Origin of the sequence: Mesorhizobium sp. M0904 (genome assembly GCF_040319475.1) — a bacterium.
In the GTDB taxonomy this organism is placed as follows: domain Bacteria; phylum Pseudomonadota; class Alphaproteobacteria; order Rhizobiales; family Rhizobiaceae; genus Mesorhizobium.
Genome location: NZ_JAMYOC010000021.1, coordinates 1 through 23,559 on the forward strand (window position 1 = coordinate 1; position 23,559 = coordinate 23,559).

Here is a 23,559-nt window from a genome sequence, read left to right on the forward strand (position 1 = left end):
ACGACCGATGTGCTCACACCTTCCTGTCGGCGATCGCCTTCGCTGCAGCCTTCATCTTCTGGATCAATGAGTCCTGACCCTAGCTGGCCTGTGGACGCAATCTATCCAGCCTTCAGCCGTGAACCGGTGAGCAGACCGCGCTCCTCAAGCACGGGATAGGCCATCGAGGCGAGCAGCGAGTTGATCTGCTTGAGGTCCCGAATGGTGTCGAGATGGATGGAACTGGTCTCGACACTCTTGGCGGTGCCGTCGCGCAGCCGCACGAAATGGCTCTGGCTGGTTTCCTTCTCGCGGTCGCGCAGCCGGTCCTTTTCCAGCACCAACTGGCGAGCGGTCTCCGGATCGCGAGACACCAGCACGTTGAAGGCAAGCCTGGCATTGGCAAGCACCAAGGCATGGAAGGCGCAAAGCTCACGCCATCCTTCCGGCGTGAACTCCAGCCCGCGCTCGAATTTCTTCTTCACGTGGACCAGCATGTTGCGCACGATGATGTCGCCGACCTGCTCCAGCTTGACGCAGGCGCCGATCAGCTCCTGGCAACGCAGGGCCTCGTCCTCGCTCAGCGGGTTCTTGGTGACCCTGGCCAGATAGAGCTTGATCGCCGCGTGCTTTCTGTCGACACGGTCGTCGAGTGCGGCCAGCGCGCCAATCTTGTCGGCATCGGCGCTCTCATAGAGCTCGATGATCCGTTTCAGCATGATCTCGACCGTTTCGCAGACCCGCACCACCTCGCGGGTGGCGTTGGCTAATGCCTGGCTCGGCACGTCGAGCGCACTTTCGTTGAGCGCGGAAAGCTCAACGACGTCGAGCGCGTCGGCGGGCTGCGGCTTGGTGCCCAGCGCCACGATCTTTTCCGAGGCGCGATAGACCAGGCGCGCCAGCGGCACGCCGGCGATCAGGATCAAGATGTTGAAGGCGATGTGGGCATTGACGATCTGCTCGGGCACGGTGCTGCCCAAGAAGGCGACCCGCGGCTTGAACGTCAGGAACAGGATCAGCATGATCAGCGAACCCATACCGCGCATCAGGAGATTCCCGATCGGCACGATGCGAACGCCGGGCTCTGCGTTGCGGGTTAGAAGCGGCGCGATGATCGAAGAGCCGAGATTGACGCCGAGCACCAGCACGATGCCGAGTTCGGGCGGGATGAAACCGCGACCGGCGAGCGTCACCATCAGCAGCACCGCGGCGATCGAGGAATGGAACAGCCAGGTGACCAACGCCGCCAGAAGATAGGCGGTGACCGGATCGCCGGAGAAGTAATCGACGATGAGCGGCATCAGCGTGCTCTGGCGCAGCGGCTCCGACGCCTGGCCGATCATCTCCAGCGACAGAAGCAGCAGGCCGATGCCGACCAGGATGCGGCCGAACTGGCGCCAGTCGCGCCGCTCTGTGGCCATGAACATGACCGTGCCGGCGACCAGGCAGACCGGCACCAGCAGCGACAGATCGAAGGTAAGCAGCTTGACCACCAGCGCCGAGCCGATCTCGGCACCGCGCACCGCAAGCTGGCCCGACATGCCGCTGACAATACCGGAGCCGGCGAATGAGCCGACCAGCAAGGTGACGGCGGTCGAGCTTTGCAGTGCGACAGCCAGGCCGCAGCCGGCCAGAACCGCCATGAAGGGATTGCGCATGGTGGCGCGCAGTTTGTGGCGCAGCACATCGCCGTAGGCGCGCTCGACGCCGGTCTTCACCAGACGGGTGGCAAACAGCATCAGTGCCACCGCACCGGCAAGGTGCAGCAAAACGACGGAGCCACTCATGCCAGGCCCCGCAACGCCACAGGCGCCGGCGACGCGGGCGCGGTGAAGTCGAAGGGGCAAAAGCGGGCGCGAATCGTGGACATTGCAGAGGTTGATATTACTCCGATTTATTTTAGCCGAATAATAAATTTTGCCCGGTTCGGACGCCTGTTGGCACGCGACGGGGCGTGTCGGAAATGGATGGCTGACAAAATGGTTGCATAGCCTGCGAGGTTGCGGAGGGTCATGCGTCCATTCTCGGACGGTCGCTTTAAAGGTATCGCTGAATTAGTCGTGCTAAATATAAGAAATCATTACGAAAACGTAATCTATGCATTCAGTTTCGGTTCATCCTTCCGGCTCTATTCCGGAGGCATCGACAACCAAGGAGTACCCGCCATGAAACGTATCGTTCTTTCCGCCATTGCCTTCTCGATGCTGGCTGCAACCGCCTTGCAGGGCCAGGCTGCACCACTGAACACACCAAACGCGCCGCAGTCGAACTACAGCCAGGTCGACTGGCAGAAGCCGGCAGGCATGTGAACAAGCATGTCGACGTGAACAAGCGCGTCATAGTGAAGAAGAAGATCGTCGTGAGACGCAGCCATTGGCGCAACGGCCAGAGATATTCGAGCTGGAAGCGTCACCAGCCGATCCGCGACTATCGCCACTATGGCCTGCGCCGTCCGGGTCCCGGTCAGGAATGGATCCGGGTCGGTAACGACTATCTGCTGGTCAGCGTTCTCTCCGGCCTGATCTTCAGTGCCATCGCCGCGCAGTGAGCGCGGAACGGCTGACCGGCGCTGCGCCGGTTTAGATCAAGAAGGCGGTCCGCGGGCCGCCTTCTCTTTTGACCTGTGAAAACCGGGTATGGTCGCCATTAGGAGTCGTCGGGCTTCGCCCGTTTGATTATATGAAGGCCAAACGAGCTGTCCCCATGCGCTTTCCGCCTGCTTTCCTCGACGAGATACGCGACCGCGTACCGATTTCTTCGGTGATCGGCCAGCGCGTCGCGTGGGACAGGAAGAAGACCAACGCGCCGCGTGGCGATTATTGGGCGTGCTGTCCGTTCCATGGCGAGAAGAGCCCGTCCTTCCATTGCGAGGACAAGAAGGGCCGTTATCACTGCTTCGGCTGCTCGGTTTCGGGCGATCATTTCAAGTTTTTGACCGAGCTCGACGGAATGAGCTTTCCCGAAGCGGTCGAGAAGATCGCCGACATGGCCGGCGTGCCGATGCCGGTTCGCGATGCCGATGAGGAACGGCGCGAAAAGGAACGCGCCAGCCTGACCGATGTCATGGAGATGGCGACGGTGTTCTTCCAGGAACGGCTGCAGGGACCGGAAGGGGCAAAGGCCCGCGCCTACCTGCGCGACCGGGGGCTGACACCGGCGACGCAGCAGTCTTTCCGCCTCGGCTATGCCCCTGACAGCCGCAACGCGCTGAAGGAGCACCTTGCCGCCAAGGGCGTCCCCAAGGCCGACATAGAGGCGTGCGGGCTGGTGCGACATGGCGACGACGTGCCGGTTTCGTATGATTGGTTTCGCGACCGCATCATGTTCCCGATCCCGGATTCCAGGGGCAAGATCATCGCCTTCGGCGGGCGGGCACTGGCGCCGGATGCGCTGGCCAAATACATGAACTCGCCCGACACGGAGCTCTTCCACAAGGGCAACGTGCTCTACAATTTCGCCCGTGCGCGCCAAGCGCTCGGAAAGGGAGCGCTGGCCAAGGGCGGCACGGTCATTGCCGTAGAGGGCTACATGGATGTGATCGCGCTGGCGCAGGCCGGCTTCGAGAACGTGGTGGCGCCGCTCGGCACCGCATTGACTGAAAACCAGCTCGAACTTCTGTGGCGCATGGCCGGCGAGCCGGTGCTGTGCTTCGACGGCGACCAGGCCGGGCTGAAGGCAGCATGGCGCGCCGCCGACATGGCGCTGCCGGCGGTCCAGGCGGGCCGCTCCGTGCGGTTCGCCCTGCTGCCGGAGGGCAAGGATCCCGACGATCTGGTCAAGGGTGACGGACCGGATGCGTTCCGCGCCGTGCTTTCCGAGGCGCGGCCGCTGGCCGACCTCTTGTGGATGCGCGAGACCGCCGGCGGCATCTTCGATACGCCGGAACGGCGGGCGGAGCTCGAAAAGACGCTCCGCGAACTGACCAGCCGCATCCGCGACGAGAGCCTTCGCTATCACTACCAACAGGAAATGCGCGAGCGCGTGCAGAGCTTCTTCGGTGCCCAGCGCGGACGCCAGGGACGTCAGGACGGACGGCCCGGTGAGCGCTTCCCGGGCAGGGTCTCAGCACCCGGCGGACAGTTTGCACGTGGCGGCGGTGCCGGTGGGCGCACCGCGATCACCGAAAGCCTCGGCCGCTCGGCGCTGGTCAAACGCGGCGGCGAGGGCATGTCGGTGCGCGAGGCGACGATCATTGCGGCCCTCGTCAACCATCCCGTGCTGATCGACGAGAATTTCGCCCATGTCGAGTTCCTCGATCTCGCCAATTCCGATCTGAAGCGGCTGCATGCGGCCATCCTCGACGCCATGGCGCACGATATGGCCAACAACCGCGAGGCTGTAATCGCGACGATCGAGCGGGCCGGCTGCGGTGAGATCTGGCGGCGCGCGGTGGCGCTGATCAAACGTGCGCGGCAATGGCCGGCGCTGGAAACGGCAGCACTCGACGATGCTCGTGATGCGTTCAGCCAAGCTCTCCACTTGCAGCGCAGCGCGCGCACCTTACATAAGGAGCTGAAGCAGGCGGAAGCAGCGCTCGCCAGCGATCCCACGGACGAAAATTACCGGCACCTGGTCGAAATCCAGGCGCAATTTCGTGATGTGCAGGCAACGGAAGCGCTGATCGAAGGGTTTGGCGTATCGTCGGGCAGAGCTGGGCGCGTTTAGATCGAAGCCTCCAGAAGACTGAAATGTAAGGACGTGCTTGCGCGTTGAATCAAGCGTGCGGTGCTCTAAGTCGGGTAATTGATTCGCTTTTTTCATGCGAATCATGCGAGAGGCGCTTGACCTTCCGGCAGAATGGCGGAATCAGGTCGATTCGAAACGTTAACCCGCCCCGGCATCGACGGGAATGCAGCGATGTAAGGTACTGATCACTGGACAGGCAGTCTGCTTGCCACAGATATCAGGGTTAATCTGGACTTAACGAGAGATGCAGTTACTGGCCCGGTAAAGCGCGTTCTGGAAGGAGCGCATCCAATTTGACCGGACCGGCAGCTTACGCGGCTTTGATACTCAGCCGCTTGGAGAAAATAAAGACTATGGCGACAAAGGAAAAGGAAGAAGTCGAGACCGAACGCGAGGCCGCGACCGATGGCCCTCTGCTCGACCTTTCCGACGATGCTGTCAAGAAGATGATCAAGGCCGCCAAGAAGCGCGGCTATGTCACCATGGACGAGCTGAATTCGGTGCTGCCCTCGGAGGAAGTGACCTCCGAGCAGATCGAGGACACGATGGCCATGCTTTCCGACATGGGCATCAACGTGGTCGAGGACGACGAGCAGGGCGAGGAGCCCGAAGCCGCCGATACTGCCGCTGACGCCGAGGAAGACGCGAACGAACTCGCCGAGCAGACCGGCACCGCCGTCGCCGCCACCACGACCAAGAAAGAGCCGACCGACCGCACCGACGATCCGGTCCGCATGTATCTGCGCGAGATGGGCTCAGTCGAGCTTCTGTCGCGCGAGGGCGAAATCGCGATCGCCAAGCGCATCGAGGCCGGCCGCGAGACGATGATCGCGGGCCTGTGCGAAAGCCCGCTGACCTTCCAGGCCATCATCATCTGGCGTGACGAGCTCAACGAATCGAAGATCCTGCTGCGCGAGATCATCGACCTCGAGGCGACCTATGCCGGGCCGGAGGCCAAGCAGGCGCCGGTTGTCGAGCGTATCGAGGAAGCCAAGACCGAGGAAAAGTCGCGCCGTTCGCGCGAGGACGAGGACGACATCACCAACGTCGGCGGCGACACCCGTGGCCTGGTGGACGATGACGAGGAAGACGATGACGAGGCGAGCCTGTCGCTTGCGGCGATGGAAGCCGAACTGCGCCCGCAGGTGATGGAGACGCTCGACGTCATTGCCGACACCTACAAGAAACTGCGCAAGCTGCAGGACCAGCAGGTCGAGAACCGGCTGGCTGCCGCCGGCACGCTGTCGCCCAGTCAGGACCGCCGGCTGAAGGAATTGAAGGACCAACTGATCAAGGCGGTGAAGTCGCTGTCCTTGAACACGGCGCGCATCGAGGCGCTGGTCGAGCAGCTCTACGACATCAACAAGCGCCTGGTGCAGAACGAGGGCAAGCTGCTCAGGCTGGCCGAAAGCTATGGTGTGCGCCGCGAGGAATTCCTCAAGGAATATCAGGGCTCGGAGCTCGATCCCAACTGGACCCGCTCGATCGGCAATTTGACTTCGCGCGGCTGGAAGGAATTCACCAAGAACGAGAAGGACGCCATCCGCGACCTGCGCGCCGAGATCCAGAACCTCGCCACCGAGACGGCGATTTCGATCCAGGAATTCCGCAAGATCGTCAACCAGGTGCAGAAGGGCGAGCGCGAAGCCGCGATCGCCAAGAAGGAAATGGTCGAGGCCAATCTGCGCCTCGTCATTTCCATCGCCAAGAAATACACCAATCGCGGCCTGCAGTTCCTCGATCTGATCCAGGAGGGCAATATCGGCCTGATGAAGGCGGTCGACAAATTCGAATACCGCCGCGGCTACAAGTTCTCGACCTACGCGACGTGGTGGATCCGGCAGGCGATCACCCGTTCTATCGCCGACCAGGCGCGCACCATCCGCATTCCGGTGCACATGATCGAAACGATCAACAAAATCGTGCGCACCTCGCGCCAGATGCTGCATGAGATCGGCCGTGAGCCGACGCCGGAAGAGCTGGCGGAAAAGCTCGCCATGCCGCTGGAAAAAGTGCGCAAGGTGCTGAAGATCGCCAAGGAGCCGATCTCGCTCGAAACGCCGGTCGGCGACGAGGAGGATTCGCATCTGGGCGACTTCATCGAGGACAAGATGGCGATCCTGCCGATTGACGCGGCGATCCAGGCCAATTTGCGCGAGACGACGACGCGTGTATTGGCCTCGCTGACGCCGCGCGAAGAGCGCGTGCTCAGAATGCGCTTCGGCATCGGCATGAACACCGACCACACGCTTGAAGAGGTCGGCCAGCAATTCTCGGTCACCCGCGAGCGCATCCGCCAGATCGAAGCCAAGGCGCTGCGCAAGCTCAAACACCCGAGCCGGTCGCGCAAGCTCAGAAGCTTCCTCGACAGCTGAGGCCGGGTGACGGATAAGCAGTTTCAAGGGCGCCGGTGGCGCCCTTTTCCGTTTAGGCACAGGCGATCACGATTGAACGCGCCGCTCTTGCGGGTCGTGCCTTACGAGAGGATAATTCCGCGACGGACGCATTCTCTGGGCGACAAACCCGGATGCCCGCCCCGGCGGTTGGACGCCGTGCTCCGTGGCACCGGAGGGAGGTGTGCCATGACAACTTACATCGTGCTGATCAACTGGACGGAACAAGGCGCCAAAAATGTGCGCGAGTCGCCGAAGCGGCTCGATGCCGCCAAGAAACTGCTGGGCGACATGGGCGGGTCCTTCAAGGCATTTTATCTCACCATGGGGGATTGCGACATGGTGGCTGTGGTCGAAGCGCCCGACGATGCCGTCCTGGCTCGCTTCTCGCTGATGCTGGCGACGGCCGGAAACGTCAGGACGCGGACACTCAAGGCTTTCCCGGAGGATGCCTATCGCGAGATCATCACCTCGCTAGGGTAAGTTGCGCTCCAGGCCTAGCCGGCCATTTCGCGGCTGTCGTGTTGCGTTGCGGCGCAACGGCGTTTGCCGGATAGTCGGTGCGTCCCTCTGGTGCCGTTTCGAAACATGAGCAAGCCTCTGCTGACCGTCTGGTATAATACGCGCTGTCCGGTCTGTGATGCCGGCATCAGCCGGCAGAAACGGCGGCTGATCGAGGCGGTCAAGGCCGGTCGGATCGAATTTCGCGACATCAATACCGAACCGACGGCGTTGGCCCGCTACGGCATAGGGCTGGAGGATATCCGGCGTCGGCTGCATGCGACCGACGCCGGTGGCAAATTGCTGGTCGGCGCAGATGTTGCAGTTGCGGTGTGGCTGATAACGCCGGGCGAGGGCGGGTTGGCGACGCTGTTCGGCAATCCCGCCGCACTGCCGTTGACGCGCTATGCCTATGATCGTTTCGCCGATCTGCTCTATGCCTGGAACCGGCGCAAAGGCCGCTGGTAACAGGTATCCATTCCTCCCGCACCGAGCGTTTCGCATGCCCCGCTATCAAGCCGCGGGGTCGCGAAGCCAGCCAACGATGCGGCGCACCGCAGGCAGCACCAGCAGCAGCGTTGGAGGCAGCTTTCTGCGCGAGGTTTTCACATTCGTCTGGGATTTCGCCGAAGCATCCGGTCCGTCGCCTTGCATCCATTCGCCGGTCTTCGGCGTAACTGCCCGGAACGGGGCGTTGCTTCACGTTAGACGCCTGGGGAGTGGCCTTCGGCCCCTCGCGCGCTTCCTCCGCCCTTGCCGGCGAAAACCAATCCTGCTGGCGCCATCTTCAGATACATCGTAAGATATATCTTGACTCCGCCGCTGTGAATACGTAGTTGAGATATATCTTAAGACATAACTCAAGGAGCAAACAATGCACAAAGACAATCATTTCGGGCGTCATCGTTTTGGCGAACACGCCGAGCGCGTTTTCATGCATATGGCCGGCAAGTTCGGCGGACGCGGCGGCGGCTTCGGCCCGTTTGGGCATGGCATGAGAGGCGGACGCGGCGGGCCGGGCGACATGTTCCGCGCCGGGCGCATGCTGGCCGACGGCGACCTCAAGCTGATCACGCTGTCGCTGCTGGCCGAGGCGCCGCGGCACGGCTACGACATCATCAAGGCGCTGGAGGAGCGCACCAGCGGCTTCTACAGCCCGAGCCCCGGCGTGGTCTACCCGACGCTGACCTTCCTGGAAGAGGCCGGCTACGCCGTTTCTGCGGCGGACGGCAACAAGAAGGTGTTTTCAATCACCGAGGCTGGGCAGGCGCACCTCAACGAAAATCGCGAGATGATCGACCACGTGCTCGAACATCTCGAGCGCTTCGGCCGCAAGATGGCTAAGGCGCGCGACTGGTTCGGCTGGAACGACGACGGCGACGGTGGCCGGCGCGGCCGCGGCCGCTCGGAAAAGCGCGACGAGTTTCGCGCCGTGCGCCACCGGCTGCGCGCCGCGCTCGGCGAAATCGTCGATGCGTCTGAAGGAAAGCAGGCCGAGGCAATCAGCATATTGGAAGCTGCCGCAGAGGCCTTGGAAGCGTTGTCGCGCGACTGACCTCTGAGTGCCAAGCCAGCTGCGGCCCTTGCCCGCTCGGCCAAGGACCGGTACTGAAAATCATCCTGCACCGCGCTATGTGGTGCAGGATGATTGCCGTTGGAGGATACCCCATGTCTTTTCTGAAGCGTCTTTTTGGCGGAGGCAACGAAGCCGCCGAGCCAAAGACAGCGGCGCCGGCAAAGCAGATCGAGCACAAGGGCTTTTTGATCAGCGCCACGCCCTACAAGGCCGAGGGCCAGTACCAGACCTGCGGCGTGGTTTCGAAGGAGATCGACGGCGTGATGAAGGAGCACAAATTCATCCGCGCCGACCGCTTTGCCGGGCTTGACGACGCTATCGACATTTCGATCAAAAAGGGCATCCAACTGGTCGACGAGCAAGGCGAAAAGATCTTCGGGTAGATCGGCTACCACAGCCTTGGGTCGATTGGCCCGCTTTCCAACGCCAGCACGGCGAAGACACACTCGTGAACCCGGCGTAGCGGCTGCTTGGCGACAAATCGCGTTAGCGCTTCGTGGCCAAGCGCGAACTCTCTGAGCGCCAAGGCTGCGCTTGCCGGCCAGGCCGCGTTCTCGGAGGCGCACGAGATTGTTGGGCGCGTCATATTCGGGACCATAGATGATGCGCAAATATTCCGGGCCGCGGACCTTCAGCGCCGGCTGGATGACCCCCTTCTTGCCACGGCTGACGAATAACCAATGGCAGTTGTGTGGCCCACCACAATAGGTTGTCGCCAACGACAACAAGGGCAGGCGCCAGGCGCCTTCCCTTGTACAATTCAGACGATGCTGACGCTCTACGCCGCGGTGGCCACGCGCTCGGCACTACCGTTCGCGGCCACAATGGCGTCGACCTTGGCCGACGCCTTGGCCAGCGCTGCTGCCACCGCATCGGCGCCCATCCCGACTCCTTCGATGCGGATGACCTCGACATCGTTCATGCCGAGAAAGCCGAGTACGCTGCGCAGGTAGGGAATGGCGTGATCGAACTGCACGGCCGCACCTTCGGAATAGATGCCGCCCGAAGCCAGCACGATATAGACCTTCTTGCCGGTGACGAGGCCCTTGGGGCCGTTCTCGCCATAGGCAAAGCTCTTGCCGGAACGGGCAATGTGATCGACCCAGGACTTCAGCGTCGAGGAGATGTTGAAGTTGATGAAGCCGGTGGCGAGAATGACGGTCTCGGCCGCAAACAGCTCGTCCAGCACCGTGTCGGAAACGCCGACGACCTCAGCCTGGCGCTGGCTGCGCGCTTCGACCGGCATATATATGCCGGTCGAATAGTCGGGGTCGATATGCGGCAGCGGGTTGGCTACGAGGTCGCGGGCGACAAGCCTGGCCGAGGGATTGGCGGCAAGCAGCTTCTCGGCGAGTTCGGTGGCGATGCGGGTCGAGTGCGAGGCGGCGCCGCGTGGGCTGGATGTGACAAGAAGGATCGACATGATGGGTCTCCAGGGTTGGACTTAAAATCTCCCGGCAAATATGTGTGCGCAGACCCATTTGAAAAACTGGTATATTTTGTATATGATCCATCTAAATTGTGGATTGAACGATGCAACCGAACCCGACGCTTGACCAACTGCAGATACTGGTTGCGGTGGCCGAGACCGGCAGCTTCTCGGCCGCCGGGCGCAAATTGAATCGCGCGCAATCGGTGATCAGCTACGCTATCGCCAACCTCGAAGCGCAGCTCGGGCTGAAGCTGTTCGAGCGCGAGGGCACGCGTGAACCGCAACTGACCGATGTCGGCAAGGCGACGCTGGAAGATGCGCGACGCATGGTCGGCGTGCTGCAACGCATCCGCTCGCGTGTCGACGGATACCGGCAGGGATTGGAGGCGGAAGTTACGCTGTCGGTCGACGTGACACTACCGTCGCCGGTGCTGGTTCGGGTGCTAAAGGCATTCGAGGCGCAGTTCCCGGCAGTGACGCTGCGTCTGCATATCGGCTCGCTTGGCCTGATCCTCGATCATGTTGTCGGCGGACAGGCCGATCTCGGCATCGGGGGGCTTCTGGGTGAGACGGACGTGAATCTGCTTCGCATCGGCTTCATCTCCCTGGTGCCAGCTGCAGCGCCTGAACACCCGCTGGCGCTGCTGCCGAGACCAGTGGCGCTAGAGGATGTCCGCGAACACATCCAACTGGTCGTCTCGGACCAATCCGAGCGTACGCGCGGGCGTGACTATGGCGTCTTCGCCTACCGCACCTGGCGGCTGACGGATGTGCGCACCAAGCACGTGCTGATGCGCGAGGGGCTGGGCTGGGGCGGGCTACCGCGATGGCTGATTGCCGATGATCTGGCGAACGGCCGGCTCGTCGAACTCAATCTCGAGCCTTACAGCGAAGTCCGCTCGCCGCTCTATGCCATGCATCGCGCCGATCGCAGCCCGAAACCGGCGGCCGCCTGGCTGATCGACCAGTTCAAGCGCCAGCTCGGCTGTTTCAACGAGTTCGAGCCGGGTGAGATGCCTGCGAAGGAGCCGGAGACAGGCCGTCGATCAGCGCCATGAGAACGGCGCGGTAATCCTCGATCGAGGCTCCAGCTTCAATGGCGAGCGCTGCGCGGTCGAAGGCAGCGGCGAGCAAAGCGGTCAGTGCTTCCACAGGCAATCTCTTCATGGAGTGCGACCGCATCGTGGCAACAAGGCTGTCGCGCAGCGAACGGTTGCCATGGCGATTGTCGATCGCATCCATGGCGGCGCGGCCGAGCACGGCCGGGCCATCAAGCAGCAAGAGTCGAGTTCGGCCGGGGGCACGCATGGCAGCCAGATAGGCATCCGAGCCGGCAATCAGCGCATCGTGGGCAAATAGCGAAGGCGGCGACGCGCGTTCGATCTCTTCCGCGATGGCTTGCGCCTCTTTTTCGACCACAGCGGCAAACAGCGCCTGCTTGTCGGCAAAGTGATGATAGAGCGCGCCGCGCGTTACGCCAGCAGCGGCGACGATCTCGGGTGTGCTGGTCTCGGCATAGGATTTTTCGGTGAACAGTTTTCGCGCCGCGGCGATGAGCTCGGCGCGTGTCGCCTCCGTGCGATCGCGGTTGGAGCGGCGAGCGGATCGTTGTTGCATACATGCAGCCTGTATGTTAGTTTAATTTAGATGCAGACTGTATGTTATTCGCCGGGAGAAGGAAAGATGAGGACGACGAGCTATTATCCGGTGCTGATGACGGGCGATGTTGCCGGCACTGCAGCCTTTTATATCGCGCATTTCGGCTTCAAGCCGCTGTTCGAGGCCGACTGGTACGTCCATCTGCGCTCAGCCGAAGATCGTCGCGTCAACCTCGGCATCGTCCAGGGCGATCATGAGACGATCCCGAAGGAGAGGCGGGGCCGCACCTCCGGCCTGCTGATCAATTTCGAGGTCAGGGATGCGGATGCCGTCTATGAGCGGATCACCGCCGCCGGGCTACCGATCCTGCGAACGCTGTGCGACGAACCCTTCGGCCAGCGCCACTTTATCACCAAAGATCCCAACGGCGTGCTGATCGACGTCATCAGGCCGATCCCGCCGAGCCCGGAATTCCTAGCGCAATACGCCGATGGCGCGGCGGGCTGAGCGAGACAGCGGCCGCTGGCAGGAACTGTCCGCAGACGCGACGTGAGGGCTTTAGCCGCGTGGCCGGTCACGCCTTTGCGGTTTATGCTTAGGGGTTAATCAACCCTGGGCCTTCTCCATGCGTGAAATCTGCCTTGTCCGCGCACCCTCCAACCTTGGCCTCCGCCCGCTCCGGCCGGGGCATATTCCGGGGACCTGGCGCGCGCCGCAGGCGCTTACCGAAGCCGGCTTGGTCGAGATGCTTTCGCCCGCCAAAGTGGTTGATCTTGATCGGCCCGCCTATAGCACCGAGCCACAGCCGGGCACCCGGCTGCGCAAGGGCAACGCCATACGCAGCTTCAATCTCGCACTCGCCGAAATCGTTGCCGGCGCGCTGGGACGAGGCGAGTTCCCGCTGGTCGTGGGCGGCGACTGCGCTGTCCTGCTTGGCGCGCTGGCCGCAGCACGGCGATCTGGTCCGGTTGCGCTGGTCCATGTCGATGGCCACAGCGATTTCCGCCATCCGGGCAATTACGACGTCAACGCCTCACTCGGCTCGGCCGCCGGCATGGACCTTGCGCTCGCAACCGGACGTGGTGAGCCGTTGCTGACCGACTGGCCCGGCATCGCAAGACCGCTTGTCGCGGACGAACAGGTGATACAGATCGGCGAACGCGAGAACCGCAACGCCAACTTCGGCTGGCCGGACATCCATTCGACCGCGATGACGTTGATCGACGTCTTTGCCGTGCGCGAGCTTGGCGCGGCGAAGGTCCTGGACAAGACCTGGAGCACGTTGGCGCGAACCGGCTGGCCCCACTGGGTGCATTTTGACGTCGATGCGCTCGATCAGACAGTCATGCCGGCAGTGGATTCACCGGGCAGCCCCGGCATCGATCCTGACGATCTCGTCGACATTCTCACGGCGCTGGTGGCGGATACGCGCTGCACCGGAATGGATATGACCATTTTCGATCCGGATCTCGATCCGACCGGCGAACTGGCCGCGCTGCTGGTTTCGCTGCTTGGCCGGATCTATGCGCCGCGATAGAGCCTGCCCATTCCGATAGGTTCGGGATGGGCTCTATCTTGTTTGACCATGATGTTGTCCGAAAAACCGGTTCCCACTTTTTGCTGCGCTGACCTTCGGTTCGGGATCAAGGTCGAGCACTCAGCTTCGCGCCACTGGCATCACCGTGACCTGAGTAATGCCGGAGCGGCGCACCACCGTGCACAGCGTCTCGTGGCCGATGCGCTCGGCGTCGAGCATGCGCACCAGATCGTCGACACCGGTGACCGGGCGGCCGTCGATGGCGGCAATGATGTCGCCTTCCCTGAGGCCGGCCTTGTCCGACGGGCTGTTCTTTTCGACGGTGCGCAGGCGCACCGCCGTGCGGCTCGATACTTGCGACAAAAGGGCTGCGCGGCGCGGCAGGTTGGTGGTGTCGGCTGAAACGCCGATGAAGGCACGGCGCACGCGGCCGAAGCGGATGATTTCCGAGATGACGAAATTGGCCGTGTTGGAGGCAACCGCGAAGGCGATGCCTTGCGCACCATGGATCATCGCGGTGTTAACGCCTATCACCTCGCCGGCCGAGGACACCAGTGGTCCGCCGGAATTGCCGGGGTTGAGCGCGGCGTCGGTCTGGATGACGTCGTCGATCAGCCGGCCGGTGGAGGCACGCATCGAGCGGCCGAGTGCCGAGACGACGCCAGTGGTGACGGTCCATTCGAAGCCGAGCGGGTTGCCGATGGCAATTGCAATCTGGCCGCGCCTCAAACGCTTGGAATCGCCGAGCGGCGCAACGTCGGCAAAGTCACCGTCGGCGCGCACCAGCGCAATGTCGGTGTCGGGGTCGCGGCCGAGCACGCGGCCTTCCCTGGAAGCGCCGTCCGGCATTGATACGCGCACGCTGCGCGCATCGCCGACGACGTGGAAGTTGGTGACGACCAGCCCGTCCGGCGCGATGACGAAGCCGGAACCATGGCCGCCCGGGCCACCGATGCGCTCGATGCGGCAGACGGCGGGCCCGATGCGGTCGACGGCATCGGCGACCGTCGCCGAATAGGCATCGAGAAGGGCATCGTCATATTGCAATTGCTGAGCGGGCAGGGCCACCTGAGGACTCCGTTTGGAACAAGATGAACAATGCCTATATGTGCGGAGCAGCCGGACCGGCCGCGACCTGACCAGATGGCCAGTCAAATGCTCAACTAGCCGTCAGGCGAGTATCCGCCAACCCCCGCCGGGCGATATCTGGGTCACGAAGAACCCAGGAGACAAATCATGAGCGATTTCAATCTGAGCATGTTATCCGACGCCATTGCCGACATCGCGGCAGCTGCGGCACCAGCGACGGCCAGCTTCGCGACGCACCAGCGGACGTCAACTGCTTTCCACTGGCGGGACGGCTATTTCGTCACTGCCGAGGAGGCGGTCGAGGCCGGCGAGGAGATCGAGCTGACGTTTTCTTCGGGCCAAGCCGTCAAGGCCGAACTGGTCGGCCGCGACCCGTCCACCGGCACGGCCGTTTTGAAACCGGCCGGCGCGCCGAGCGCCCCGTCATTGGTAAAGGCGGAGGCGGTGCGGCCGGGCAATCTGGCAATCATCGCGGGCAATAGTGACGGTACGTCACTCGCCACCTTCGGCACGGTCGGCGAGGTCGGTCCGGCCTGGCGCTCGATGCGGGGCGGCACGATCGACCGGCGCATCAACCTTGCCGTCAATGCCGGCGGCCGTTTCGAGGGCGGCCCTGTGCTCGACGCCAAGGGCGGACTGATCGGCATGCTGCTGTTCGGGCCACGCCGGCGGGCACTGGTCATGCCTTACGAAACGATCGAACGGGCAGTCACGACACTGCGCGAGAAGGGTCATGTGGCGCGCGGCTATCTTGGCGCCGGCCTGCATCCGGTCCGCAATGGTGATACACAGGGCGCCATGGTGATGAGCCTGGACGATAACGGCCCGGCGAAAGCAGCCGGTCTCAGCCTCGGCGACATCATCGTGTCGTGGAACGCAGAGGCGGTGCATGGCCCGCGCGAGCTGATCCGCAAGCTCGGGCCAGACAGTGCCGGTGCCCTGGTGACACTCGGCGTGGTGCGCGGCGGCGAGAATCGTGAGGTTTCCCTGACCATCGGTGAAAAACCACTGAGCTGAGGGATAGATGGTAAGCGGTGAGGTCGCTGGCAGACGGCTGACGGTGCTGATCGCGCTCGCTGACGCCGAGCGCGCACGAAGTCTGTCCGCGGCTCTCGCCGCGACCGATGATCTGCGGCCGGTTCTGGCGGGCGATGTCGACGGGCACGGGGCGGCGGATGTCGCCATCGTCGATGACCATGGAGTACAAGGCGGTCTCTTCGACGCGGCTATGCCTCGCGTGCTGCTATTATCGCGAGCGGCCCGTGAACGGCCGGCCGATACAGTGTTTGCCGTGCTGCCGGTGCAAGCGGACGAGTTGCTGATCGCCGCCGCCGCGCGGCTGGCGGCGGCGGGCTACCGGATTTCGCGCGACAGCCATGCTCTATCCGATCTGCATCACGATTTGACCTTCCACGACAGCGGCCGGTTCGAGGAGGAACCAACTGACGAGCATATCGTCCGGCCGACGCTTTCGCCGCGCGAAAGCGAGGTGCTGGCGCTGCTGGCCGAAGGCGCGCCCAACAAGGTTATCGCGCGACGACTGGACATCTCCGTGCACACGGCGAAGTTCCACGTCGCGGCTATCTTGACCAAGCTCGGTGCCGTCAACCGCACCGATGCGATCGCCATCGCCATGCGGCAAGGCTTGGTGCTGGTCTAACGTGGATCAAAGGGCCGGTTCGATGTCGGTCAGCCGGAAGTCGTCACCCTTGAACAGCAATGGCATGGCTTCGAGACGGGCCGTAGCATAAGCAATGCAGTCGCCGAAGTTCAGAGCGGCAGGATGCCGGCCTTTGCCGTAGCGCAGGAAAGCCTGACGGGCGACAGCGGCGTGGTCGGCCGTGAAGGGTATCGTTTCGATCGAGGCAGTGCGCAAAAAGGCTTCGAAACGATCGATAATCTGATCCTGCCAGCGACCGACAAGCACCATTGTCGTTTCGAGCAATGTCGGTGCCGCAAGCAAACGTCTTTCAGCCTGGGCGATTGCCAAAACGAATCGATCGTAGCCCGGTTCCGCGCGCAAGATGGCGACCAGCGCCGAGGAATCGATGATCATCGCGTCGGGATGCCCAGCTCATCGTAACCGAGAATTTCATCTTCGCTCATCGCGTCTTCGCGCTCCGGTATTCGTGCGGCCCGTTCGGCAATGGCCATCAGACGTTGAAAGAGATCACCGGTCTCCTCGCGGGGCACAAGCCGTTCGCGCGCAACTTCCCGCTCAAGGCTTTGACGGATGGCCTCCGTCACCGATACCCGGCGGCGGCGGGCGAGCTCACGCGCCAATTGCTCGACCTTGGTATTCTTGATAGACAAAGCCACTTATATATTCTTCCTGTTTAGGTAGAATATAACAATTTTGCTCGGCGATTCAACGCGTCTCACGAAATCCACAACCCTCCGTGGCGTCACACCGTTACGGCCGCAGGCCCTTGTATCCGTCGTTGGTGCGGGCAAGGATCGCAAAGAGAAAAGATAGCGGAAAAGAGCGTAGCACAAGGAGACGCAACGATGTCGCTCAAGGGAAAGACGCTATTCATCTCCGGCGGGTCGCGCGGCATCGGACTGGCGATTGCGTTGCGCGCGGCGCGCGACGGCGCCAACGTGACGATCGCGGCCAAGACCGCCGAGCCGCATCCGAAGCTGCCGGGGACGATCTACACGGCGGCGCAAGAGATCGAGCAGGCCGGCGGCAAGGGGCTGCCAGCGCCGTGCGACATCCGTGATGAAGCGCAGGTCGCCGAAGCCGTCGCCAAGACCGTGGAGAGGTTCGGCGGCATCGATATTTGTATCAACAACGCCAGCGCCATCCAACTCACCGGCACGCTGGAGACCGACATGAAACGCTACGACCTGATGCACCAGATCAATACGCGCGGCACTTTTCTCGTCTCCAAAATGTGCATTCCATACTTAAGGTTGGCGGAAAATCCTCACATTTTGAATCTGGCACCGCCGCTCGACATGAAGGCCAAATGGTTCAAGAACCATGTCGCCTACACGATGGCGAAGTTCGGCATGTCGATGTGCACGCTGGGCATGAGCGCCGAGTTCGCCAGGGATGGCATCGCGGTCAATTCGCTATGGCCGATCTCTACCATCGACACGGCGGCGGTGCGCAACCTCTTGGGCGGAGCGACGGTGGCAGCGATGAGCCGTTCGCCCGACATCATGGCCGATGCGGCATACGCCATCCTGGTCAGGCCGTCGCGCGAGGCGACCGGCAATTTCTACATCGACGAAGAAGTGCTGCGTGCCGAGGGCGTCAGCGATTTCTCGACCTATGCGCCGGGCGCGACAGGCCCGCTCGCCGGCGACTTTTTTGTGCCGGACGAGGTGTTCGGGCGGACTGATACCAAAATCAAAGCTATCTACTGACGGAAGTATCTACCTACAGAAGTATCCTCAAAAGACCGGCACAGACGCATGCTCACTCCCCGGCTTTCTTGGCTTTGCCCAGGCCCATCAGCCGGTCGATATAAGCAAGCATGAATGCCGAGGCGACGAAGGCCAGATGAATGATGGTCAGCCACATCAGCTGGTCGGTCGTGTAGGAGACCGAGTTCAGGAACACCTGCAAGAGGTGGATCGAGGAGATCGCTACGATTGTCGAGGCGACCTTGACCTTCAGCGAGCCGACATCGATCGTGCCCAGCCAATGCACCTTGCCGTCATTTTCATCGAAGCGGCTGACGAAGTTTTCGTAGCCCGAGATGATCACCATCACCACCAGTGAGGCGACCAGCGCGGCATCGATGAGGCCGAGCATTTTCAGGATGGTGTCGGTGTCATCGAGCGTGAAGGCGACAGGAACGAACTCGAACAGCTTCTTGCCGAAGGACACGGCATAGATGGCAAGTGCCGCGCCCAGTCCGAGATAGAAGGCGACCAGCAGCCAGCGCGAGGCGAGAATGATCGATTCGATGGCAAGTTCGATGCGCTTCATGTGACGGTTCCGGGCTTCTTTGCGGAGCGCCGTATTTCGGGCAGGCTGCGGCGGTTTGCAAGGTCCTAAAAAAACGAAACCCCGCCGGGAGGGGACCGGCGGGGCTCGCGTGTCCCGCTGGAGTCGGGACAGGGCAGGGAAGCCCTGTCCAGAATTTGGGATTGGTAGCCGCGCGTTTCAAGATTGATGACCGCGCGACTCAATGGTTGATCGAATCGCGCGGTTCACATTGCGGTTTATTGGGCGCTGGCCACCGGCGCCACCAGGGGGGTAATCCGGCGGATGGCGACGCGCCGGTTCTCGCGATTGGGTCCCGACGTGTTGACCTTGAGATACTCCTCGCCATAACCCTGCGTCGTCAGGTTCTCCGGCGGGATGCCAAAGGCATTGGTCAGAGCTTCGGCGACCGCCTCGGCGCGGCGGTCGGACAGAGCGAGGTTCGCCTCCGGCGTGCCGACTGCATCGGTATGGCCTTCGATCAGGAAGGTCTCGGCCGGGTTTTTCTTCAGCAGCTTCTCCATGGCGTTGGCAACACCCTCCAGCTTCTGGACCTCGGTGTCGGAAATCGAAGCCGAACCGAACTCGAAGTTGAGCGTATCGAGGTCGATCCGGCGGGCGATGTCACGCACTCGGGCCGAGCGCTTGACCTCGTCGACCGAATAGAGGCGCTGGACCCTCTCCACCGGCGGCCGTTCGAGGAAGGTGTAATAGTCGTCCGGATCCTCGACCTCTTCGGAATCCAAAATGTACTCCTCTTGCGGAATGGTAAGGCGCATCGGCGGCAGGTCGTCGCCCGGGTCGCGCCAGTCTGCATCATCGTCATAGTAGCGCTCGTCGACATAGCTCAGCACATATTCGCGCCCGTCAGGCGCGATGCGTGAACGCTGGATGACGTCGCCGTAGCGGTTGCGGATAGTGACGATCCGGACACCATTGTCACGCTCGACGATTTCCCGGGTGCGATCGCCCGACAGGTCCTCATAATAGACATTCCTGGCGCCGCGGTGCATGCGCGGGGCATCGCTGCTTTCCACGAAGGTCTGGTTGTTGAACTGCAGGATGACGCGGTCGCCGAATTCCCTGACGACGTTGGCGCCCTGCGGGCGCGGACGGCGGCGAACATCCTCGATGTCGGGCGCACGCTCGACGCGCTTGCCTTTTTCCTCGGTCACCGGAACGATCTTTTCAGGCTTGATCTCCTGCTGGGCTGCCTTGTCGTCGGTAGGTGGCGGTCCCTCCTCGATCGGAGCAGGCTTCGGGGCTTCCACCTGGTTCTCGCCCTGCTGGGCTGGCTGGTTGCCCTGCTGCTTACCGGCATTTTGGCCGCGCTCCTTGCCGCCCTTGCGCTTGCGCAAGACATCCTTCTGGCTGTCCAGTATGGGCGCCTCGTTCGGGTTGGCGGCGGCTTCGCCCTGAGCAGGGAGCCCACCCTCGGCGGGTGCTGCCTGTTCGCCCGTCGTCGTGGGCTGCTCACCGGTTGCGGGCTGCTGTTCGCCGGTCACCGGCTCTTCCACAACGGGCTTCTTGCCACGCTTTTTCGCCTGGTTCTCGGGCTGTTCGCCTTGAGCAGGAGCCGCTTGCTTCTCGGTTGGAAGTGGCTCGGCCTGTGGGAGAGGCTCACCGGCGGGGCGTTCCTTCTTGCGCGGCGCCTGTTCGGCCGGTGCCGCCTCGATCTGCTGGTCTTGCTTGTTCTTCCTCTTGCGCGGATTGACTTGCTCGTTGTTGTCGTTCGCGGGTGCAGCCTGCTCGGCCGGCTGTTCGGCAGGCGCGGCCTCCTGCTGTTGCTGGTCGCGCTTCTTTCTCCTCGGCTTGAGCTGCTGCTGATCGTCGTTCGCGGGTGCAGCTTGCTCGGCCGGCTGTTCGGCAGGCGCGGCCTCCTGCTGCTGCTGGTCGCGCTTCTTCCTGCGCGGTTTGAGTTGCTGCTGATCGTCGTTAGCAGGCGCGGCCTGCTGGTCAGCCGGAGCGGCTTCGATCTGCTGCTGGTCGCGCTTCTTCCTGCGCGGTTTGAGTTGCTGCTGATCGTCGTTAGCAGGCGCGGTCTGCTGGTCAGCCGGAGCGGCTTCGATCTGCTGCTGCCTCTTCTTCCTTCGTTGATTTCCTTGCTGCTCTTCGCCGGAAGGCGCGAGCTGTTCAGCAGGCGCGGATTCACTCTGTTTTTGCTGCTCGCGCTTGTTCCTGCGCGGCTTCTGCTCGGGCTCGCCCGATTGTTCGGCGGGCGCCGCTTCGGATTGTTTTTGCCGGTCGCGCCTCTTGCCGGGCTTCTGTTCCGGCTCCGACTTTCCGCCTTGAGCGCAGGCTTCGGCCGATTCGCCCTCGGCACAATTCGACTGCGCCGGGATAAACATTGCGCTGTTCCGGGCGGGGCCGAATGCAGCATTGCCTTGCAGCGGGAACGCGCCTAACGGCGCGGACGCCATCAACAGGCCAAGCGCCGTGCCTGCCAGAATCCGTGGTTGGCGTTTCATCATAAACACTCCTTGTGGCGTCCCATCCGTGCCCAAACTTTCAGCAACCATGTTTGGTTCCTGTTTGCAGGTCTTAGCGGTGGCACAGGGCGATTGACCGGCGTTTTGAAGGCGACTTCGTGTCATTCGTATGTTCCTGGCGTATCGTTCGGACGAGGCGCAAAGGTTGCCGTGCTTGACCTTGAGGCGTCCGAGGGCCACATGCCGACAATGGACAAGCCGTTCTGGAAGACCAAGACGCTCGAGGCGATGACCCCGGCCGAGTGGGAATCACTCTGCGACGGTTGTGGCAAGTGCTGCCTGTCCAAACTCGAAGACGAGGACACCGGAGAGATCTACTGGACCAGCGTCGGCTGCCGGTTGTTCGACGCTGGAAGCTGCCGCTGCTCCGACTATGCCAACCGGCTGGCGCGTGTTCCGGATTGTGTCGGGCTGACGCCGCAGAATGTGCGCACCATCAGCTGGCTGCCCAAGACCTGCGCTTACCGCCTGGTCGCCGAGGGCCGCGATCTCTATTGGTGGCACAGGCTGGTGTCTGGAAGCGACGAGACCGTGCACGAGGCAGGCATCTCGATGCGCGGCCGAGTCAGCGCCAGCGAGATCGACCTTGCCGAGCCGGACGACTATTTCGACCATATTCTCGCGGACGAGCCTTAGGATTTTATCGCAAAATCGAGAATCCGGAATCGACGGCAAAACGGACGTTGTCCATCCACCATGCTATCCACCCTATGTAGCACCGCCGTCCATAGCACCGCCTTCAGAAGCGAGAGACTGTTCCGGTCTGCCTCATGAACTGGAGATGAATGGCCGGTTCGCAAAAAATTCAGACAGGCGGGTGCATTCTCCTCCCATCGGTTCGACGAAACGGGTGGAAACCCTCAACAAGGAGAGAAGACAATGTTCAACACCATCAAGACGGCGGCTCTTTCGGCTCTTGTCGGCCTTGGCACGCTTGCTGCCATCCCCGCTCATGCTGACAGCATCTATCTCGGCTTCGGCAACAACCAGGACCCGCGCGTCGGCGTCTATGCCGGCGACGAAGATGATGGTTACTATCGCGAACACCGCCGTCATGGCGGCTGGCGCCGGTTCTGTTCGCCGGAGCGTGCCATCGACAAGGCCGAACGCATGGGCCTGCACCGCGCCCGCATCATCGACATCAACCGCCGCACGGTCAAGGTCGCCGGCCGCCAGTATGGCGACCGTGTCGTGATCGTATTCGCCAACGAGCGCGGCTGTCCGATCATCTATCGCTAAGGTCTTCGGGCCTGCGGCCGGCTGACTTGCAGCCGGTAGCGTAGCAGAGCCCTTTCCGCCAGGACGGAAAGCGCGGCTTAAAAAAGCCCCGGAGGATCGATCCTCCGGGTTTTGCATGTGCAAGCGATGATCATTTCAATTCGAAAGTCACCGTCACCTGTGCGGTATAGGAATTCTCGCCGGCTTGCACCGGGACCGACGCGCCGGCGGCATCGAATGCCTTGGCGTTGATCGGCATCGGCGGTGGTGCGAAATTCTGGTCGGTGATTTCCAGGACCCGGCCGATGCCGACGCCGGCTGCTTCGGCCAGCGTCTTGGCCTTGGCCATGGCATTGGCGACGGCCTTCTTGCGTGCCTCGGTGACGGCTGCCGCCGGATCGTCGTTGGAGAAGGAGATGCCGCCGCCTTGGTTGACGCCGAGCGACACCGCCTTGTCGAGAATGTCGCCGGTCTTGTCGATGTCGCGGATGCGCACCGACAGCGTGTTGGTCACCTGATAGGCGACAAGCTCGGCCTCCTGGCTGCCGTCGGGCTTGTTGGCGTAGTTATAGCGCGGGTTGATCTGAATGCCCGCGGTCTGCAGGTCGCGCTCCTTGATACCGGATGATTTCATTGCAGCGATCACCGCGGCCATGGCGTCGTTATTGGCATCGAGCGCTGCACGTGCCGTCTTGGCTTCGCGCATGACGCTGAGCGTCAGCAGAGCCAGATCGGGTGCTATCGCCGCCTCGCCTTCACCGGTGACGACGATACGCGGCGGCGGTGGTGAATCGGCGGCGGCCGCGATCGCCGGTAATGCGACTGCGGCGGCAATCGCCAGGGGCAAAATACGTCTGGTCATAAAATCTCCTCGATCTGCGATCCCAAGGCAGCCGAGTAGGCCGCGTCCAATGGGCGACGTGCAATAGGTTATCAATATGGGCTGATTTGGGCGATCTCTGCCAGCCCCCTTGGAACGCCTGCTTGGATAGCTTCGGAAAGGCTTGTGCGGTTCAGGGAAAAACACTAATCCAGCACCGTGGGGCCTGTAGCTCAATGGTTAGAGCCGGCGGCTCATAACCGCTTGGTTGGGGGTTCGAGTCCCTCCGGGCCCACCATT

The 23,559-nt window shown here is 62.4% G+C and carries 25 protein-coding genes, 1 tRNA gene and 1 pseudogene; 17 read left to right on the forward strand and 10 right to left on the reverse strand.

Going from position 1 to position 23,559, the window contains the following annotated elements; translation table 11 throughout:
• Window positions 1–101: 101 nt before the first annotated feature.
• Window positions 102–1,766, reverse strand: a complete 1,665-nt coding sequence (locus NKH80_RS21495; RefSeq protein WP_352506762.1) for a Na/Pi cotransporter family protein — start codon at window positions 1,764–1,766, stop codon at window positions 102–104.
• A 378-nt stretch (window positions 1,767–2,144) separates the two neighbouring features.
• Here NKH80_RS21495 and NKH80_RS21500 point away from each other — a divergent pair, with 378 nt between their 5' ends.
• The 8 genes from NKH80_RS21500 to NKH80_RS21535 all read left to right on the forward strand — a co-directional run bounded on the left by NKH80_RS21500 (window position 2,145) and on the right by NKH80_RS21535 (window position 9,518).
• On the forward strand, window positions 2,145–2,288 hold the full coding sequence (locus NKH80_RS21500; protein WP_352993350.1) for a hypothetical protein: 144 nt from the start codon (window positions 2,145–2,147) through the stop codon (window positions 2,286–2,288).
• Window positions 2,285–2,527, forward strand: a complete 243-nt coding sequence (locus NKH80_RS21505; protein ID WP_352993352.1) for an RcnB family protein — start codon at window positions 2,285–2,287, stop codon at window positions 2,525–2,527. The genes NKH80_RS21500 and NKH80_RS21505 overlap by 4 nt, the downstream gene beginning before the upstream one ends.
• A 155-nt stretch (window positions 2,528–2,682) precedes the next feature.
• A complete protein-coding gene (gene dnaG / locus NKH80_RS21510) occupies window positions 2,683–4,644 on the forward strand; it encodes a DNA primase (RefSeq protein ID WP_352506763.1) in 1,962 nt (653 codons plus the stop codon).
• Window positions 4,645–5,018: 374 nt separating this feature from the next.
• Complete coding sequence (gene rpoD, locus NKH80_RS21515) at window positions 5,019–7,040, forward strand: RNA polymerase sigma factor RpoD (RefSeq protein ID WP_023678297.1); 2,022 nt, start codon at window positions 5,019–5,021, stop codon at window positions 7,038–7,040.
• A gap of 207 nt (window positions 7,041–7,247) precedes the next feature.
• Window positions 7,248–7,541: a GYD domain-containing protein gene (locus NKH80_RS21520; RefSeq protein ID WP_254820351.1), complete on the forward strand. Its 294-nt coding sequence runs from the start codon at window positions 7,248–7,250 to the stop codon at window positions 7,539–7,541.
• 105 nt (window positions 7,542–7,646) lie between these two features.
• Entirely contained in the window at window positions 7,647–8,027 is a 381-nt protein-coding gene (locus NKH80_RS21525) for a thiol-disulfide oxidoreductase DCC family protein (protein WP_352704222.1), read from the forward strand.
• A gap of 406 nt (window positions 8,028–8,433) precedes the next feature.
• Window positions 8,434–9,114: a PadR family transcriptional regulator gene (locus NKH80_RS21530; protein WP_352993355.1), complete on the forward strand. Its 681-nt coding sequence runs from the start codon at window positions 8,434–8,436 to the stop codon at window positions 9,112–9,114.
• A 113-nt stretch (window positions 9,115–9,227) separates the two neighbouring features.
• On the forward strand, window positions 9,228–9,518 hold the full coding sequence (locus NKH80_RS21535; RefSeq protein ID WP_352993357.1) for an HlyU family transcriptional regulator: 291 nt from the start codon (window positions 9,228–9,230) through the stop codon (window positions 9,516–9,518).
• Between the two features lie 5 nt (window positions 9,519–9,523).
• Here NKH80_RS21535 and NKH80_RS21540 read toward each other — a convergent pair.
• Together NKH80_RS21540 and NKH80_RS21545 are read right to left on the reverse strand one after the other, a co-directional pair.
• Window positions 9,524–9,863 (reverse strand): annotated as a pseudogene (locus NKH80_RS21540) (hypothetical protein).
• A gap of 50 nt (window positions 9,864–9,913) precedes the next feature.
• Window positions 9,914–10,558 (reverse strand): FMN-dependent NADH-azoreductase, encoded by a 645-nt coding sequence (locus NKH80_RS21545; protein WP_352993359.1) that lies wholly within the window; start codon window positions 10,556–10,558, stop codon window positions 9,914–9,916.
• Window positions 10,559–10,668: 110 nt separating this feature from the next.
• Between NKH80_RS21545 and NKH80_RS21550 the strand changes: the two genes are divergently transcribed.
• Entirely contained in the window at window positions 10,669–11,625 is a 957-nt protein-coding gene (locus tag NKH80_RS21550; RefSeq protein WP_352993361.1) for a LysR family transcriptional regulator, read from the forward strand.
• Here NKH80_RS21550 and NKH80_RS21555 read toward each other — a convergent pair.
• Entirely contained in the window at window positions 11,558–12,184 is a 627-nt protein-coding gene (locus NKH80_RS21555) for a TetR/AcrR family transcriptional regulator (RefSeq protein ID WP_352993363.1), read from the reverse strand. The two genes, NKH80_RS21550 and NKH80_RS21555, sit on opposite strands and share 68 nt — an antisense overlap.
• Window positions 12,185–12,250: 66 nt before the next feature.
• Here NKH80_RS21555 and NKH80_RS21560 point away from each other — a divergent pair, with 66 nt between their 5' ends.
• Together NKH80_RS21560 and NKH80_RS21565 are read left to right on the forward strand one after the other, a co-directional pair.
• Window positions 12,251–12,673, forward strand: a complete 423-nt coding sequence (locus NKH80_RS21560) for a VOC family protein (protein ID WP_352993365.1) — start codon at window positions 12,251–12,253, stop codon at window positions 12,671–12,673.
• Between the two features lie 118 nt (window positions 12,674–12,791).
• Window positions 12,792–13,703, forward strand: coding sequence for an arginase family protein (locus NKH80_RS21565; RefSeq protein WP_352993367.1), 912 nt, complete (start codon window positions 12,792–12,794; stop codon window positions 13,701–13,703).
• 120 nt (window positions 13,704–13,823) lie between these two features.
• Here the strand turns inward: NKH80_RS21565 and NKH80_RS21570 are convergent, their stop codons facing one another.
• Entirely contained in the window at window positions 13,824–14,771 is a 948-nt protein-coding gene (locus tag NKH80_RS21570) for a S1C family serine protease (protein ID WP_352506773.1), read from the reverse strand.
• A 168-nt stretch (window positions 14,772–14,939) separates the two neighbouring features.
• Here NKH80_RS21570 and NKH80_RS21575 point away from each other — a divergent pair, with 168 nt between their 5' ends.
• Both NKH80_RS21575 and NKH80_RS21580 read left to right on the forward strand, forming a co-directional pair.
• Window positions 14,940–15,809: a S1C family serine protease gene (locus NKH80_RS21575; RefSeq protein WP_352738986.1), complete on the forward strand. Its 870-nt coding sequence runs from the start codon at window positions 14,940–14,942 to the stop codon at window positions 15,807–15,809.
• Between the two features lie 7 nt (window positions 15,810–15,816).
• On the forward strand, window positions 15,817–16,452 hold the full coding sequence (locus NKH80_RS21580; RefSeq protein WP_352506775.1) for a helix-turn-helix transcriptional regulator: 636 nt from the start codon (window positions 15,817–15,819) through the stop codon (window positions 16,450–16,452).
• Window positions 16,453–16,458: 6 nt separating this feature from the next.
• Here NKH80_RS21580 and NKH80_RS21585 read toward each other — a convergent pair whose 3' ends face one another.
• Both NKH80_RS21585 and NKH80_RS21590 read right to left on the reverse strand, forming a co-directional pair.
• Window positions 16,459–16,848, reverse strand: coding sequence for a type II toxin-antitoxin system VapC family toxin (locus NKH80_RS21585; protein ID WP_352506776.1), 390 nt, complete (start codon window positions 16,846–16,848; stop codon window positions 16,459–16,461).
• Entirely contained in the window at window positions 16,845–17,111 is a 267-nt protein-coding gene (locus tag NKH80_RS21590; protein WP_352506777.1) for a type II toxin-antitoxin system VapB family antitoxin, read from the reverse strand. The genes NKH80_RS21585 and NKH80_RS21590 overlap by 4 nt, the downstream gene beginning before the upstream one ends.
• A gap of 189 nt (window positions 17,112–17,300) precedes the next feature.
• Here NKH80_RS21590 and NKH80_RS21595 point away from each other — a divergent pair, with 189 nt between their 5' ends.
• Window positions 17,301–18,167: an SDR family oxidoreductase gene (locus NKH80_RS21595; RefSeq protein ID WP_352506778.1), complete on the forward strand. Its 867-nt coding sequence runs from the start codon at window positions 17,301–17,303 to the stop codon at window positions 18,165–18,167.
• Window positions 18,168–18,219: 52 nt separating this feature from the next.
• On the opposite strand, the gene NKH80_RS21600 is transcribed toward NKH80_RS21595, so the two are convergent.
• Window positions 18,220–18,735 carry a TIGR00645 family protein gene (locus NKH80_RS21600; RefSeq protein ID WP_254820365.1) on the reverse strand — a complete coding sequence of 172 codons (516 nt, stop codon included), beginning with the start codon at window positions 18,733–18,735 and terminating at the stop codon, window positions 18,220–18,222.
• Window positions 18,736–18,971: 236 nt separating this feature from the next.
• Window positions 18,972–21,200, reverse strand: a complete 2,229-nt coding sequence (locus NKH80_RS30140) for an OmpA family protein (RefSeq protein WP_352704279.1) — start codon at window positions 21,198–21,200, stop codon at window positions 18,972–18,974.
• Between the two features lie 210 nt (window positions 21,201–21,410).
• Between NKH80_RS30140 and NKH80_RS21615 the strand changes: the two genes are divergently transcribed.
• Both NKH80_RS21615 and NKH80_RS21620 read left to right on the forward strand, forming a co-directional pair.
• Entirely contained in the window at window positions 21,411–21,857 is a 447-nt protein-coding gene (locus NKH80_RS21615; RefSeq protein WP_352704281.1) for a YcgN family cysteine cluster protein, read from the forward strand.
• Between the two features lie 243 nt (window positions 21,858–22,100).
• Window positions 22,101–22,460 carry a hypothetical protein gene (locus NKH80_RS21620; RefSeq protein ID WP_352704237.1) on the forward strand — a complete coding sequence of 120 codons (360 nt, stop codon included), beginning with the start codon at window positions 22,101–22,103 and terminating at the stop codon, window positions 22,458–22,460.
• Between the two features lie 130 nt (window positions 22,461–22,590).
• On the opposite strand, the gene NKH80_RS21625 is transcribed toward NKH80_RS21620, so the two are convergent.
• Entirely contained in the window at window positions 22,591–23,301 is a 711-nt protein-coding gene (locus NKH80_RS21625; protein ID WP_352993371.1) for an SIMPL domain-containing protein, read from the reverse strand.
• Window positions 23,302–23,481: 180 nt separating this feature from the next.
• Between NKH80_RS21625 and NKH80_RS21630 the strand changes: the two genes are divergently transcribed.
• Window positions 23,482–23,557 (forward strand) — tRNA-Ile (locus tag NKH80_RS21630).
• Window positions 23,558–23,559: the final 2 nt, after the last annotated feature.